Raw genomic sequence first — 14,100 nt, forward strand, 5'->3', positions numbered from 1 at the left:
GCCCCTGCCGGGCTTTCCACGGCGGTTTCCTGGAAGTGGTCGGAGTGAGACCGGACACCGGTCCCGTGGCACCGCAGCAACTGCGGACGGGAAGTCCAACACCGGTCGCGAGGACAACGCGATGAGCGCAACCGGCGAATTCACTTCCCGCACCGCCCCCGAGACCGTCCACGAGTCCTACGCCTCCACCTGCCTCGACTGCGGGTACGGCCGGGAGAAGCAGTACGACTCCACCAGGTCACCGACTTCGTCCCCTTCGACCCCGTCACCAAGCGCACCGAGGCCACCATCGGCTTCGGCCCCGGACCCGGCCCGGCCCCGCCACGTGCCACGTGAGCAAGGGCGCCCCGCAGGCCATCGCGCGGCTCTGCGACGGCGACCCGGCCGCCGAGCACGTCGCCTCGGTCGCCGACGGCTTCGCCGCCCGCGGCTTCCGCTCGCTGGGTGTGGCCCGTACCGACGAATCCGGTGCCTGGCGCCTGCTGGGGATACTGCCGCTGGCCGACCCGCAGCGCGCTGAGCGCGGTGTGAGACCCGACGAGTCCCGCCCGGACCGCTCCCGACGGGACTCGCCGTGCCGCGGCCACGATCCTGTCGGAAGGAGGACGTAAATACGTCGACAGCGCCCCTCGGCACCCGGCAGAGTGGCCGTCCGTGACGAGCAGTGAGCTGTGGACCCGTGCGACCGCCGACCGATACGACGCCGAGGAGGCCGAATCATCCTCGGCTGCCGTGCTCGGCCCGACTCTCGCCTTCCTCGCCGAGCTCGCTGGCGACGGCCGGGCACTGGAGTTCGCCATCGGAACCGGACGCGTGGGCGTCCCGCTCCTGGAACGCGGCGTTCCGGTCGTGGGCATCGAACTGTCCGAGCACATGACAGCGGTGCTGCGGCGCAAGATCGACGCGAGCGCGCTCCCGGTGACCATCGGGGACATGGCTACCACCGTCGTCCCGGGCGAGTTCACCCTGGTCTATCTCGTGTACAACACCATCACGAACCTGCTCACTCAGGACGAGCAGGTCGAGTGCTTCCGCAACGCCGCGCGTCATCTGGAGCCCGGCGGCCGATTCGTCATCGAGCTGGGCGTACCGCCGCTGCGGTTCCTGCCACCCGGCCAGGTCGCGGTGCCGTTCGACGTCTCCGAGCAGCATCTCGGCTTCGACACCTTCGACTTGGTCGAGCAGATTCTCGTCTCGCACCACTTCACCCGCGACGGCGACGACGGCCGCTACCGCAGCGACAACTCCCGGCACCGGTACGCCTGGCCGGCGGAGCTCGACCTGATGGCACGGATCGCCGGGCTGGAGCTGGAACGTCGCGTCGCGGACTGGGACGGTGCGCCGTTCACCCAGGACTCCGCGAAGCACATCTCCGTGTGGCGCAAGCCGAGCTGAGGTCGGCCACCGCCACCGCCACCGCCACCGGCCTAGAGGCCGCTCTTCTCGTCGGCCGGCGGCCGGGGTGTCCGGGCCGCCCGCAGTGCCAGGGCTGTCGCGGCGGCCAGGCCCAGCACCGCGAGGGCCCCGCCCGACAGCCGAAGCGTCCCGACCGCGCCGAGGCCTGCCACCAGCGTTCCTCCGAGCGCGGTGCCCAGGGGAACCGACAGCACCCGGACCGCCGAGCTCGCCGCCCGTGCCTGCGGCAGCAGGGCGGTGGGTACGGAGCGCTGGAAGAGCGTGGTCGACAGCGACGAGTAGGGCGGCCACAGCGGTCCGGCGACCCCGAAGCAGACGCCCGACACGGCCGTCGGTGCCCCGAGGCCCATGGGGAGCATGAGCGCTCCGAAGCTGCCTGCGGTGGCGCAGTAGCCGGCCGAGCAGCAGCGCGCCCACCGCCCCGGACAGGGTGTAGGCGGCCGCCGCGAGCGCGACCCAGACGCCGTGGTGCGCCGGCGGCGCCAGCTCGATCGCCAGTCAGCTCACCGCCACCACGGCCATGCCGTCACCCAGCGAGGACACCACGAAGCCGGGGAGGATCCGCCGCAGAGTCGGGTTGCTCATCACCGGCCAGTACGGCGAAGCGCGCACCGCACGGTTCAGGACCATGAGCACGGGAACCTCCATCACGACACGGAACCGACCTTCACAACCCTTCCCCATGGGGCGGGCTGGGACAGGCGGCTTCACCTTCGGCGCAAAACCCGTGAACGCCCTGGATGCCGTGGATGCCTTGAGGCGTACTTACCCTCCGGGCCCGCCTTGGGCAGACTCGATAGCGTCTCGGCGATCCGCGCCGAGCGGAGGAGGACTGTCGTGTTACTGAAGAAGCTGGCTGCTGTAGGAGTGGGCGTGGTGGTCGCCGTGGGCCTGAATGCCACACCGGCGAGCGCGACGCCGTCGAGCTCCGCCTTCCAGGATCGCTCCTCGCCCCCGAAGTGCCTGGACTTCCGGGCCGACTTCGGCCCGTACGTCACGACGTGCAACTACGACGCCTATCAGGTGTGGTACTGGGACAACGCGATCGCGCACACCGCGTTGCGCCAGAGGGCGACCAAGCTGTGTCTCACGCTGCGCAACGGTCAACCGACCATGAAGTCCTGTTCCGCCGCCGACCAGGCGGCGCTGTGGGCCATTGACGATACGTCGACCGCCGGTGCGCTGATCAAGAACAAGGTGAGCGGCACGTGTCTGGCCCGGATGGAGAACGATCGCGTCAACGCCACCAGGTGTACCGGGGGCGCCTCGCAGCGATGGGACGTCATCAACGGCCTGTGATCGCGCGCAGACCCCGCCCCGCGGCAGCACAAGCCATGGGCCGGGTGGCGTAGTCGACATCGCGCCGTCGACAATTTCACGGCCCTGCACGCGACGCTCTCGGCGCACTTCGACGTGCGGGTCCACTGCGCGGTCAAGGCTTGCTACGTGCCGGAGGTCCTGCGCGCTCCACAGGTGACGATCAGCCTGCGTGGACCTTGCCGCCGCGGCCCGGGAGGCCATGAGGCCCGCGCCGCCGGGATACCGGCTCTTGTTGGAGCCGGGTCGTTTCGTGTTCGCCGACGCGGACGTGGCGCGCGACGGCCTGGCCCTGCTCGCCGTAGGGGCGGCATACACGGCAGTACGGGCGTCGCTGTGGGGCTCCGAGTTGCCCGACATGGGCATCTTCCGAGACGGGGACATCGAGATCACGTTCGGGAAGGCCGAGCAAGCAGCGCTCGCTCGGGCCCTCTACGGAGTGGGTCTCAAGTGGTGAAGTCGTCCGCCCCGTCAGTACGTGGGGCAGAGGTTGGCCTGAACCGCTACGAGGATGCCGGCGCTCTTCGTGGTCCCGAACCCCTCAGGGTGGTTGGGCCCGGTGAACCGGCTCTCCACCTGTGCGACGCGCTTCGTGACGTCCTGCTCGTCCTTCATGGCCTGGCACTGGCTGAGCCCGCGGCTGATGGCTTTGTCGTCATTGCCGCCGACGATCTCGGGGTCGAGCTTGTTGAGCGCGGCGAGGTAGGCGGCGCGCTGTGCGGGCGCCGGGCTCGGGGGGATGCCTGCGGAGGATCGGTCCGCCGAGGGGGTGGCGACGGTCGACGGTGAGGCCTTGGCCGTGTCAGCGGGCTCGGGGTCGCTGGAGCAGCCGGTGAGGGCGAGCAGAGCCGCCGCGGCGGCGATGCCGGTGATCATGTGGTGTGTACGCATCAGAACATGATGGGCTACGCGAGGGCTTTCCTCAGTTCGGCGGCGGTCGTGAACAAGTGCCCTTGCAGGCCGAGGGATCGTGCGGCGTCGATGTTCTCCTGGCGGTCGTCGACGAAGAGGATGCGGCCGGGTTGGAGGCCGAGGGCGTCAAGGCACCACTCGTAGGCGCCCGGCTCCGGTTTGGCATGGCCGATGCGGCAGGAGAAGGCGCGGACCTCGAAGTGCTTCAGCCAGGTGTGCCGTTGTTCGAAGTGGACGGCGAGCTCTTCGGGGATGTTGGACAGCAGGGCGATGTGCCGGCCGGATGCGGCCAGTTCCTCGATGAGGGCCACCATCTCGCCGTCCACCGCACTCCAGCTGGCCACGTCGGCCTCGATGAGGTCGGCGATGCGCTGGGCGTCGAAGTCCGTGGCGAGGACTTCGGCCACGCTATGCCAGTACTCGGGGCCGGTGGTGTCGCCGCGGTCGTAGGCCGGGCGCAGTGACCAGTAGGCGTCCCAGAACACTGCGGCGGGCACGCCGGCCAGGGCGATCAGGCGGCTCTTTCCTTCCTCGGACTGGTGGCGTGCGATGACGCCGAACATGTCGAAGAGGACGGTGGTGCTCATGGAGGTCATGCCTTTCGTACGGTGACGCCGGCCGCGCGCAGTGCGTCGGTGGCCTCGGTGGGGGCTGCCTGGTCGGTGATGACGGCGTGCAGCGCGGCGGCCGGTGCCACATGGGCCAGGGCGGTCCGGGAGAGCTTGGGGGCCTCGGCGACGGCGATGACGCGGCTGGACGAGGCGATGGCGGCACGCTTGACCGCGGCGTCCGCGAGGTCGTAGGCGGTCAGGCCGTCCTCGGTGGTCAGTCCGCAGCAGCCGACGACCGCGGTGTCGAACCGCAGCGCGGCCAGGGATGCCTCGGTGAGCGGGCCGGTCAGGGCGAGTTCGCCACGGCGCGGCTGGCCGCCGGGCAGCAGCAGAGTCACCTGCGGTGCGTCGGTCAGCGCGTTGGCGGCGTGCAGCGACAGGGGCATGACGGTCAGGCGGCGGCCCGCGAGGACGCGGGCCACCTCCAGGCAGGTGGTTCCGCTGTCCAGGACGACCGATTCGCCGTCCGCGATCAATGCGGCCACCTCGACGGCGATGCGGCGCTTGGCTTCCAGGCCCTCCTGGGCGCGCAGTGCGAAGGGGGGCTCCTCGCCGCGAAGGATCAGGCTGCGGGCGCCGCCTCGGTAGCGCTCCAGTACACCCTGCTCGGCCAGTGCCTCCAGGTCGCGGCGGATGGTCATCTCCGAGGCGCCGGTGAGCTCGGCGAGCTCCGCGACGCTGCTGCGGCCACGGCCGCGTACGGCGTCGGTGATCATCCTCAAGCGTTCTGCACTCATGCCCTCATTGAACACCGCCTGCGTTCGAAAAGGCAAGTTTCAAACACTGGACGTGTTTGTTATGTTCGAATGCATGCAGAGATCGCTCCGTCTCGGACGGCTGGCCACCTTCGCCTACTTCATCCTCAACGGCTTCCTCATGGGTATGTGGATCGTCCACATACCCATCGTGGAACAGCGCACCGGCATCAGTCACGCCCTGCTCGGATGGCTGCTCCTGGTGCTCGGCGCAGGCGCGTTCGCCGGGATGCGGCTGGCCGGACCGCTCACCGACCGCGTCGGCGCCCGCAAGGCCGTACCGGCGGGCGCCGCCCTGTGCAGCGCGGCCGTGATCCTGCCCGGCCTGGCCACCAATGCCGTCACCCTCGGCGCGGCCCTGCTGCTGCTGGGTCTGGGCAACGGAGCCTTGGACGTCAGCATGAACACCCACGCCGTACAGGTCGAACACGGCTACCGGCGACCGGTGATGTCCGCCTTCCACGCCATGTTCTCCATCGGCGGCGTCCTCGCGGCGCTGGCCGGGGCGCTCACGCTCAGCCGCGGCTGGGACCCGGCCGCCACGCTCGGCGCCACTGCCCTGGCCGGACTCGCCGTCGCGGTCCTCGCGGCTCCTGCCCTGCTCCCCCGTGAACCCGCGCCGGTAGCAGCCGCGGAAGCGGAAGCGGCCAAGCCGGGAGCCCGCTCCGGCACGTCCCGACGCATCTGGATCCTGGCCGCGCTCGCCTTCATGCTCATGCTCTGCGAGGGCGTAGCCAACGACTGGAGCACCCTCCACCTCAAGGACGCCCTGGGCGCACCCCCCGCGACCGCGGCCTTCGCATTCGGCGCGTTCGCCACCGCCATGACCATCGGCCGGCTCCTCGCCGACCGGGTGACCGCCCGTATCGGCGCCACCTCGGTCCTGCGCTACGGCGCCACCATCGCCGCGGGCGGCCTGACCCTGACCGCCCTCTCCCCCAACGTCCCGCTGGCCCTGACCGGTTGGACCCTCATGGGCATCGGCTTGTCGGGCTGCGTCCCGCAGCTCTTCAGCGCCGCGGGCCACCTCGACCCGGACACCGCCGGAACGAACGTCTCCCGCGTCGCCGGCCTCGGCTACCTCGGCATGCTCGCCGGGCCGGCGGTGATCGGGCCCATGACCCACCTCGTACCGCTCGGCCTCACGCTCTTCCTCCCCGTCGCGTTCTGCGCCATCGCCGCCTACGCCGCCAAGGTCCTGGAGACGGGATCAGTGACCGCCGGGCCGCACCGGCCCGTGCCCAACACCAGGTGACGCCCCCACGCCGTCCGTTACGGCTGGTCGACGTGCACCGCGCCCCAGACGGGTCCCACCGGCGCGGGCTTGCGCCGGCGCACCACCAATGCGGCGATCCCCAGCCCGATCCCCACGGGCACGAGGCACACGCCGGCGAACATCGACAGGCCGAGGCCCACCGACATCGGACTCTCCTGGTCCTCCTCGACCCCGATCACGGCCGACACCGGCAGCGTCCCCTTATTGCTGTCCGGGTGGAAGCGGGAGTCCGCAGCGTTGCCTCGGTTGTCGCCCAGGATGAAGACCCGGCCCTGCGGCACCGTGACGTCGAAGGGCACCCCGCCGTCGCCGGGCGCGTCCTTGACGTAGGGCTCGTCGAGCCGTTGCCCGTTGAGGGTCAGGGACCCGTCCCCCATCGCGTAGGAGATGCGGTCGCCGCCCACCGCCACCACGCGGCCGAGGAACGGCCCCTCCAGCCCCCACCCGCTCGGGTCGTACATCACCACCTCGCCGCGCCGAACCTCGAACGGCTCCTTGCGTAGCACGATGAGGTCTCCGCGGACGAGGGTGGGCTGCATGCTGTCGCCGAACTGATGGGCTGCGGTGAACCGGCTCAGCATGAACGCGATCGGACCGCCGATCAGTGCGACGCCCAGCACCAGCAGGACGATCGCCCAGATGCCTCTTCTACGCCCAGGCCTGCGTTCCATGACTCCGTAACCCCTCCCAGCAGCACTAATGGCCAGAAGGCTACGGTCTGGCCGAAATCACTCCGTACCCGGGTCCGTGATTCAGGGACCACCGGACCTCACCCCGGACCGGCGGGATGGAATGATCGCACGATGACCGGAACAAGCGGGGCGGACGGCTCATCCCTTTGGGGCGGGACGGAGGAGATCGTCAACGCGATCGCCCAGGAACTCCGCACGCTGGACGACGGTGTGGCCTGGTTCTCCGGCCTGTCGCCGGAGATCCGGCAGGAGGTGCTGCAGGAGGTCACCCGCTACGGGATGCAAGCGCACATCACGGCCGCGGACGGCCGTGCGGGCGTGGCACGGCCGGGGGTGAAGCCGACGGCCGACCCGGCGGTGATGATCTGCATGGACCCACCCCGCTACGGGTTCTCCGGCCTCCCCGCCAACGAACACGTCAAGGCGTTCCGCGTCCTCGTCTCCGTGTTCGCAGTCGCCGACACCCGCCGCAGACAGACGTACTGCAAAGGCACTTGCAGCCACGCATGGCACAACCTGCCCACTCCCACCACGCTCCCCTGACGGCCAATCGCTGACAGCGCGACGGGCGTCAGGGCGAAGTCCACTGCGCGGTGGCGTGGAGGGAGCCGAGGAGGGTGAGGGCCTCGGCGCTGGGGGTGGCGGGGTCGGCCTGGTAGACGATGAGTTGCTGGCCCGGCGCCTCGCGTACGTCGAAGGCCTGGTAGGTGAGGGTCAGGGGGCCGACGCCCGGGTGGAGGAGGTGCTTGAGGTCCGAGGTCTTGCCGCGCACGGCGTGGGTGTGCCACAGGCGGGTGAAGTCCGCGCTGTGGTCCGTGAGTTCTCGCACGAGGCTTCGTAGGCGCGGGTTGTCGGGATCGAGGCCCGCCTGGCGCAGGTGGCCCACCACGGCTTGCGCCGTGTCGGCCCATCGGATGTGGAAGCGCCGTCCCGCCGGGTCGAGGAAGACCAGGCGGGCGAGGTTGTCGGCCGGGTCGAAGGGCGAGTACAGGGCCTCGGCGAGGGCGTTTGCCGCGAGGACGTCCAAGGCCCGGTTGATGACGAACGCCGGGGCTCCCGGGTAGCCGTCCAGCAGTTGACGCAGGGCGGGCCCCACCCGGTCCGGGGCGGTGGGCGTGAGCGGAACGGCCGGCGCCGTCCCGGCCAGTCGGTGCAGGTGCGCGCAGGCGTCGGGGTCGAGACGCAGGGCGCGGCCGAGGGCGTCGAGCACTTGGGCCGAAGGGTGGCGTTCGCGTCCCTGTTCCAGGCGCGTGTAGTAGTCCACGTTCACGCCGGCCAGGACGGCGACCTCTTCCCGGCGCAGTCCGCTGACCCTGCGGACGCCGTGCACGGGCATGCCGACGTCTTGCGGGCGCAGGCCCGCTCGGCGGGCGCGGAGGAACTCTCCCGATCCCGCCGCCCTTCGACCGAGAGGAACCGCAGGAATGACAGACTCAGCCAAGGTCGTGGCGATCACCGGAGCGAGCAGCGGAATCGGGGAGGCGACCGCCCGCCGCCTCGCCGCCGACGGGCACCGGGTGTTCCTCGGCGCGCGCCGCACCGACCGTCTCGACGCGCTGGCCCGCGAGATCACCGCAGCCGGAGGCACCTCGGCGTACTGCCGCCTGGACGTCACGGACTCCGCCGATGTGAACGCCTTCGTATCCGCCGCCCGCGAGCGCTACGGCCGGGTGGACGTGATGGTCAACAACGCAGGGGTGATGCCGCTCTCGCCGCTCGCCGCGCTGAGGGTCGACGAGTGGGACCGGACGATCGACGTGAACGTACGGGGTGTCCTGTACGGGATCGCCGCCGCGCTGCCGTTGATGCGTGCCCAAGGCGGCGGGCACTTCGTGAACATCGCCTCCGTCGGCGCGTACGAGGTCTCTCCGACGGCCGCCGTGTACTGCGCCGGCAAGTTCGCCGTCCGCGCGATCTCCGAGGGACTGCGTCAGGAGTCCGCGGACGGCAGCATCCGCGTCACGCTCGTCTCCCCCGGCGTGACCGAGTCCGAACTCGCCGACGGCATCGGCGACCCCGCTGCCAGGGAGGCCATGAAGGCCTACCGTGCCGTGGCTCTGCCCGCCTCCGCCATCGCCGATGCCATCGCGTACGCCGTCTCCCAGCCGGCCGGGGTCGATGTCAACGAGATCGTGGTCCGGCCCGCTGCGAGTGCCCAATGACCCATCTGTCCCGCAGATTGCGGGCCCTTGAGGACAAGGAGGCATTGCGCGCGCTCATGGTCCGCGGATGGCGGGCGCTGGACCACAAGGACTGGCAGGCCTGGTCCAACTGCTGGGCCGAAGACGCGGTGTTGGAGTTCGCGCCGTGGGGGACGATCCGCGGGAGGGAGGCAATCAGGGCCAAGGTGGAGGAAGCGGAAGCGCCCTACGCCACCATGCAACACCACGTCCTCAACACGCACTTCGAGGTGGCGGGAGACGTGGCCACCGGAATCGGCTACATGTGGTTCGTGACCGATCCCGCGCCCGGGGCGGCCGCCTCCCCTTATTCCATGGGCGGGCCGTACGACTGGGAGTTCCGGCGGGAGGGGAACGGCTGGGTCGTGGTCCGCCAGGGGGTGGGCGTCTAGTGGACCGCGGGCGAGGACCCGGCCGCCTGATCGCCGGGCGCGTCGTGTCGAGACGGGGCGAGTGTTCAAGGGGGTTACTCGCCGAAGAGAAACGGAATCCTTGGGAATCTCGGCCAAGTTGGCCGTACGCCCCTGCACGCCCCCCGAAGCGACGTTCCATCACCCGTGTACGGGGGCAACCGCGTGGTGCCGTTGGTTCGTTCACCGAGGAGAGCACACGATGACGAAGGTTCTCGTCCTGCACAGCGTCAGCCTCGTCAGGTCGGCCCTGGCCGCCCTGCTGAGATCGGAAGGGTCCTTCGAGGTCACGTCGGCGGGCTGGCGTACCGCGGTGCGCCAGTCCGAGTCCTTACGACCAGACGTGACGGTGGTGGACCTGGACTGTCCGGGCACGACGGCCGTTCTGGCCGACAGCGGGCGTGCGGGCCGACAGGCCCTCTCGTCCCCGTCCCCGGTGCTGGTGCTCGCCTCGACCGGCGCGCCGGGTGCGCTGCACCGGGCCTTCCGGGCCGAGGCCCGCGGCTACGTCGACAAGGACGGCTCGCCGGGACGGCTCGTACGGGCCGTCCGGAAGGTCGCGTCGGGAGAGCGTTTCATCGACGCCTCGCTGGCTTCCGCCTTCATGGAGGCCGACCCCGTACCGCTGAGCCCGCGGGAGCTGAGCGTGCTGGCCCGGGCCGCGGAGGGCGATTCCATCGCCGAGATCGCCCGGACGCTGCACCTGGCGACCGGGACGGTACGCAACTACATCGCGGCGGCGACCCGCAAGGCCGGCGCGCGCAACCTCATCGACGCGATCCGGATATCCCAGGAGGCGGGCTGGGTCTGATCCGCGGCCGCCGCGGACGGGTGCCGCGGTCCCCTCACCACTCGTCCGCCGCCCGGGTCCACTTCCCCACCAGTTCGCGGTACAGGGGCGAGCCGGCGGGGAGCTCCGCGTGCGTGCCGCACACGGCGCGGGTCCCGTCGAGGACGAGGACCCGGTCGGCGCGGGCCGCGGACGAGACGCGGTGGGCCACGACGACCAGGGTGCCGGGCCGGTCCGCGAGGGCCCGCTCGGCCCGCTCCTCCGTACGCGGGTCCAGGTGGCAGGTGGCCTCGTCGAGCAGGAGCAGCGGGGCCGGCGAGAGGTAGGCGGCGGCCAGCGCGAGGTGCTGGCTCTCCCCTCGGGACAGCAGTCGGGGGGACACTTCGGCGTCCAGGCCGCCCAGCCGCTCGACCAGGCCCTCCAGCCCCAGGGCGCCGACGGCGCGCAGCACCTGGGCGTCCCCGGGTCCGGAGCCGTCCGGGCCCGGGGCGAGGTGGGTCAGGTTCTCCCGGACGGTGCCGGTGAACACGTAGGCCTGCTGTGGCAGCAGGGTCCGCCGCGGGTCCGGTCCCGTGCCGCCCGGTTCCCGGCCGGCTGACTCGCCGGCGACGAGGACCGTCCCCGCGTCGGGTGACAGCATCCCGGCCAGCAGCGCGGTGAGCGTGGACTTGCCGATTCCGCTCGGGCCGACCACCGCGAGGTGCTCCCCCGGCCTGACGACCAGGTCGAGGGCGTCCAGTACGGGAGCGGCTCCGGGGCCGTAGGCGAAGGTGACGCCCCGGAGTTCGGCCGCGGCGGCGTTCCGCGGGCCGGGGTGACCGCTCACCTGTGGTGTCGTCGCACGGCGGCCGGCCGGAGTCGGCGGCGCCGTGTCGCAGAAGCGTTCGAGTACCACCAGCAGCCGAGTGCCGGCGGAACCCACCGCGGTCATCAGGGAGTTGAGGGCGGGCAGCAGGGCCTGCACCACGTAGGTGAGGCCGCCGGCCAGCGTGCCCGCCGTGATCCCGTGTCCGAGCAGCCAGGGCGTCGCGGCGAGCAGCGCGATCACCGGCAGTCGGCCCGCCGTGCCCAGGGCCAGGGTGCGCAGGGCCGCCCAGCGGGCGAGCTCGCGCGCCAGCCGCTCCTGGGTGGCGATCAGCGGCTCCACCCGGGCCCGTGTCGCCGCCTGTCCGCCGCAGGCGACCACGTCGCGCAGCCCCGCCCCCAGCGCCGCCACCCGGTCCGACAGCGCTTCGTCGGTATCCAGGGAACGGCGCTGTACGGATGCCATGGGGCGCAGCGTGGCCAGGAAGGCGGCCGCGCCGAGCAGCAGGGGAGGCAGCACGACCAGCAGCAGCACGGGGGCCAGGGCGGCCATGCCCGCGAGGGCGCCCACGGCGGTGAACACGAACGAACGTGCCGTCAGGACCAGCCCCGCGAAGGAGTCCCGGGCCATTTCCGTCTGCTGGGTCAGCCGGGCCACGGCGCCCGTGTCGGGGGCGCGAGCCGGGTCGGCGACCGCGCGGTCCAACGCCTGCCGTACCGCGCGCCGGACCAGGCCGTCGCGCAGCGGTTCCACGAGGTCCGAGAGGCCGGCGAACACACCGCGCAGCGCGAACCCGCCGAGCAGTGCCCCGGCCCCGGCCGCGGCCAGCCAGGCGAGGCCGGTGGTGGTGCGGCCGGCGAGGAAGCCGTCGTCGAGGGCGCGGGCCACGCCGTAGCCGCCGAGGAACGTGTGCGCGGACTCCAGGAGCGACCAGGCCGCCAGCTTTCCCAGTGCGCCCTTGCGGCCGCGCAGGAACCGTCGGGCCTCGGGGGCCACCCGGCGCCAGGCCTCGCGCTCGGTCACCGTGCCACCTCCCGGTCGGCCTGCGGTGCCGCTTCGGCCTCCGGTGCCGCTTCGGCCTCCGGTGCGGCTCCCGGCTCCACGTCGGCGGCGAACACCGCCCGGTAGGCGGGTTCGCGGCGCCACAGTTCGCCGTGCGTGCCGGTCGCCCGCACCCGCCCGTGGTCGAGCCACAGGACGAGGTCGGCGCCGGCGGCGGACGAGAGGCGGTGCGCCACCACGATCCGGGTGCCGGACCGGACCTCGTGGGCGAGCGCCCGCTCGACTTCACGGGCCGTGACGGTGTCGAGGCTGGAGGTCGCGTCGTCCAGCACGAGGAGCCGGCCCGCGTGGCAGAACGCCCGTGCCAGCCCGAGGCGTTGGACCTCACCGCCGGACAGCGGGGCGTCGGCGAGGCGCGTGTCGTAGCCGAGGGGCAGGCGCCGTACGAACTGGTCCGCACGCGCGGCGCGGGCCGCGGCGCGCACCGCCTGCGGCTCGGGCTCCGGAAGCGGTCCGAATCCGATCGCACCGCCGACCGTCTCGCCGAACAGCACGGGTCGGTCGAAGGCGTACCCGACCTCGCGGCGCAGTGTGTCGGCGCTCAACTCCCGCAGGGGTACGCCGTCCAGCCGTACCTCGCCGGCGTCGGGGTCGGTCAGCCGTCCGGCCACGGCGGCGAAGAGGGTCTTGCCTGCGCCGGAGGAGCCCACCACGGCGAGGCTGGTACCGCCGGGGACCACCAGGCTGATGTCGTGCAGGACCGTCGAGCCGCCGCGCACGACCCGTACGTCGCGCAGTTCCAGGGTTCCGGGGCCGCCTTGCGGCAGCTGCGCCCGGCCGTGGTCGAGTACGGGCAGGGCCAGGAGGGCGGCGGTCCGGCGGGCGGCGGCCCGGCCGCGGACCACGGCCGCCAGGCCTGCGGTCACGGCGCCGATGCCGGCCGCGAGCGCGGCGTACCGGGATGCGGCGAGGAGTTCGCCGACGCCGATGGCCCCGGCCGACAGACGGATGCCGCCGACGGCGAGCACCACGTACAGCAGCATGGGCATCAGGGCAGCGGACCGGGCGGTCGTGCCGCCGAAGACCTGCCACATGCGCCTGCCTTCGGTGCCGAGCTCGGGCAACTGCGCGAGGATCCGGGCGCGTTCGCGCTCCGCGGTACCGGCGGCGGCGATCGTGCGCGCTCCAGCCAGTGCTTCGATGAGGCGGCCTGCGGTCGCGAGCTGCACCTGCTGGTAGCGGGCGACGCTGGTGAGGGTGTCGCGGGCGAAGGCCCGCAGCAGGAGCAGCAGCAGGGGAACGCCGAGGAGGAAGGCGAGCGCCGTCCATACGTCGATGAGGAAGAGCGCGGCCACCGCGCCGAGCGGCGGCAGCAGTGCGGCGACGGCGTGTGCGACCGCGGCGGGGACCTTCCCGGCCTCGGTGGCGTGAGCGGTCAGCCGGGCGGCGGTCTCACCGGGCGCGTGGCGGGCCGCGTGGTGCGGGGCCGTCCGCAGCAGCCGGCTGAGCCCGAGCCTGCGCAGCCGGGCGGTGGAGCGGCCGTCCACCGCGCCGGTCAGCCGTACGGCCGCGGCGTCCAGCGCCACTTCGGCCGCGATGACCAGGGCGCACAGCAGTGTCCAGGCGGGGCCCGACGGGGATCGGCGGAGCAGCAGGTCGAGGGTGTGCCCGAGGACGGCGGGTTCGGCCAGTGCTGCCGCGGCGGCCGCCACCGCGCAGCCGAGGACGGCGGCGGTGCGCCCACCGCTGTGCCGGGCCGCGGCCAGGAGTTCCCGGTCGGCGGTGTGGACCTCGGCCCGCACCTGCGCCTGCACCGTGTCGACCGCCGGATCGACCACCGCGTCGGCCTGGAGCGCTCCGCGCAGCTGGGCTGCATGCTGGCGACGCTGGTCATCGAGACCCTGGGCACGCAGGAGTACACCCTGGCCCGTGCG

18 protein-coding genes are annotated in these 14,100 nt (G+C 72.2%); 9 read left to right on the forward strand and 9 right to left on the reverse strand.

Annotation, left to right across the window (positions count from 1 at the left end; all coding sequences use genetic code 11):
- Positions 1-332: 332 nt before the first annotated feature.
- Positions 333-611, forward strand: coding sequence for a hypothetical protein (locus tag ACZ7GJ_RS23140; RefSeq protein ID WP_470754281.1), 279 nt, complete (start codon positions 333-335; stop codon positions 609-611).
- Between the two features lie 43 nt (positions 612-654).
- Entirely contained in the window at positions 655-1,395 is a 741-nt protein-coding gene (locus ACZ7GJ_RS23145) for a class I SAM-dependent DNA methyltransferase (RefSeq protein WP_470754283.1), read from the forward strand.
- A 32-nt stretch (positions 1,396-1,427) separates the two neighbouring features.
- On the opposite strand, the gene ACZ7GJ_RS23150 is transcribed toward ACZ7GJ_RS23145, so the two are convergent.
- Both ACZ7GJ_RS23150 and ACZ7GJ_RS23155 read right to left on the reverse strand, forming a co-directional pair.
- A complete protein-coding gene (locus ACZ7GJ_RS23150) occupies positions 1,428-1,775 on the reverse strand; it encodes a hypothetical protein (RefSeq protein ID WP_470754284.1) in 348 nt (115 codons plus the stop codon).
- A gap of 139 nt (positions 1,776-1,914) precedes the next feature.
- Entirely contained in the window at positions 1,915-2,052 is a 138-nt protein-coding gene (locus ACZ7GJ_RS23155; RefSeq protein ID WP_470754285.1) for a hypothetical protein, read from the reverse strand.
- A gap of 201 nt (positions 2,053-2,253) precedes the next feature.
- On the opposite strand from ACZ7GJ_RS23155, the gene ACZ7GJ_RS23160 reads away from it, so the two are divergent.
- Positions 2,254-2,715 (forward strand): RICIN domain-containing protein, encoded by a 462-nt coding sequence (locus ACZ7GJ_RS23160; RefSeq protein ID WP_470754286.1) that lies wholly within the window; start codon positions 2,254-2,256, stop codon positions 2,713-2,715.
- 190 nt (positions 2,716-2,905) lie between these two features.
- The gene (locus tag ACZ7GJ_RS23165; protein WP_470754288.1) at positions 2,906-3,190 is read left to right on the forward strand and encodes a hypothetical protein; all 285 of its coding nucleotides are present in this window, start codon (positions 2,906-2,908) and stop codon (positions 3,188-3,190) included.
- Between the two features lie 14 nt (positions 3,191-3,204).
- Here the strand turns inward: ACZ7GJ_RS23165 and ACZ7GJ_RS23170 are convergent, their stop codons facing one another.
- From ACZ7GJ_RS23170 to ACZ7GJ_RS23180, 3 genes are read right to left on the reverse strand one after another with little or no spacing between them, the layout of a single operon-like run.
- A complete protein-coding gene (locus ACZ7GJ_RS23170) occupies positions 3,205-3,624 on the reverse strand; it encodes a DUF732 domain-containing protein (RefSeq protein ID WP_470754290.1) in 420 nt (139 codons plus the stop codon).
- Between the two features lie 14 nt (positions 3,625-3,638).
- Positions 3,639-4,232: an HAD family hydrolase gene (locus ACZ7GJ_RS23175; RefSeq protein WP_470754292.1), complete on the reverse strand. Its 594-nt coding sequence runs from the start codon at positions 4,230-4,232 to the stop codon at positions 3,639-3,641.
- 5 nt (positions 4,233-4,237) lie between these two features.
- Entirely contained in the window at positions 4,238-4,993 is a 756-nt protein-coding gene (locus ACZ7GJ_RS23180) for a DeoR/GlpR family DNA-binding transcription regulator (RefSeq protein WP_470754293.1), read from the reverse strand.
- Positions 4,994-5,066: 73 nt separating this feature from the next.
- Between ACZ7GJ_RS23180 and ACZ7GJ_RS23185 the strand changes: the two genes are divergently transcribed.
- A complete protein-coding gene (locus ACZ7GJ_RS23185) occupies positions 5,067-6,266 on the forward strand; it encodes an MFS transporter (RefSeq protein WP_470754296.1) in 1,200 nt (399 codons plus the stop codon).
- 17 nt (positions 6,267-6,283) lie between these two features.
- Here ACZ7GJ_RS23185 and lepB read toward each other — a convergent pair whose 3' ends face one another.
- Positions 6,284-6,958, reverse strand: a complete 675-nt coding sequence (lepB, locus tag ACZ7GJ_RS23190) for a signal peptidase I (protein WP_470754297.1) — start codon at positions 6,956-6,958, stop codon at positions 6,284-6,286.
- Positions 6,959-7,090: 132 nt separating this feature from the next.
- On the opposite strand from lepB, the gene ACZ7GJ_RS23195 reads away from it, so the two are divergent.
- Entirely contained in the window at positions 7,091-7,522 is a 432-nt protein-coding gene (locus tag ACZ7GJ_RS23195; protein WP_470754298.1) for a DUF5958 family protein, read from the forward strand.
- Positions 7,523-7,550: 28 nt separating this feature from the next.
- On the opposite strand, the gene ACZ7GJ_RS23200 is transcribed toward ACZ7GJ_RS23195, so the two are convergent.
- The gene (locus ACZ7GJ_RS23200) at positions 7,551-8,315 is read right to left on the reverse strand and encodes a helix-turn-helix domain-containing protein (RefSeq protein WP_470754300.1); all 765 of its coding nucleotides are present in this window, start codon (positions 8,313-8,315) and stop codon (positions 7,551-7,553) included.
- A gap of 88 nt (positions 8,316-8,403) precedes the next feature.
- Here ACZ7GJ_RS23200 and ACZ7GJ_RS23205 point away from each other — a divergent pair, with 88 nt between their 5' ends.
- The 3 genes from ACZ7GJ_RS23205 (at position 8,404) to ACZ7GJ_RS23215 (ending at position 10,380) form a co-directional block, all read left to right on the forward strand.
- Complete coding sequence (locus tag ACZ7GJ_RS23205) at positions 8,404-9,141, forward strand: SDR family oxidoreductase (protein ID WP_470754301.1); 738 nt, start codon at positions 8,404-8,406, stop codon at positions 9,139-9,141.
- Positions 9,138-9,551 carry a nuclear transport factor 2 family protein gene (locus ACZ7GJ_RS23210; RefSeq protein ID WP_470754302.1) on the forward strand — a complete coding sequence of 138 codons (414 nt, stop codon included), beginning with the start codon at positions 9,138-9,140 and terminating at the stop codon, positions 9,549-9,551. The genes ACZ7GJ_RS23205 and ACZ7GJ_RS23210 overlap by 4 nt, the downstream gene beginning before the upstream one ends.
- A 220-nt stretch (positions 9,552-9,771) precedes the next feature.
- A complete protein-coding gene (locus tag ACZ7GJ_RS23215) occupies positions 9,772-10,380 on the forward strand; it encodes a response regulator transcription factor (protein WP_470754303.1) in 609 nt (202 codons plus the stop codon).
- A gap of 34 nt (positions 10,381-10,414) precedes the next feature.
- On the opposite strand, the gene ACZ7GJ_RS23220 is transcribed toward ACZ7GJ_RS23215, so the two are convergent.
- Together ACZ7GJ_RS23220 and ACZ7GJ_RS23225 are read right to left on the reverse strand one after the other, a co-directional pair.
- Positions 10,415-12,187 (reverse strand): ATP-binding cassette domain-containing protein, encoded by a 1,773-nt coding sequence (locus ACZ7GJ_RS23220; RefSeq protein ID WP_470754304.1) that lies wholly within the window; start codon positions 12,185-12,187, stop codon positions 10,415-10,417.
- Positions 12,184-13,968 carry an ATP-binding cassette domain-containing protein gene (locus ACZ7GJ_RS23225; RefSeq protein WP_470754305.1) on the reverse strand — a complete coding sequence of 595 codons (1,785 nt, stop codon included), beginning with the start codon at positions 13,966-13,968 and terminating at the stop codon, positions 12,184-12,186. Before ACZ7GJ_RS23225 ends, ACZ7GJ_RS23220 begins: the two co-directional genes overlap by 4 nt.
- Between the last annotated feature and the right edge of the window lie 132 nt (positions 13,969-14,100).

The organism is Streptomyces sp. NPDC037242 (assembly GCF_055604165.1).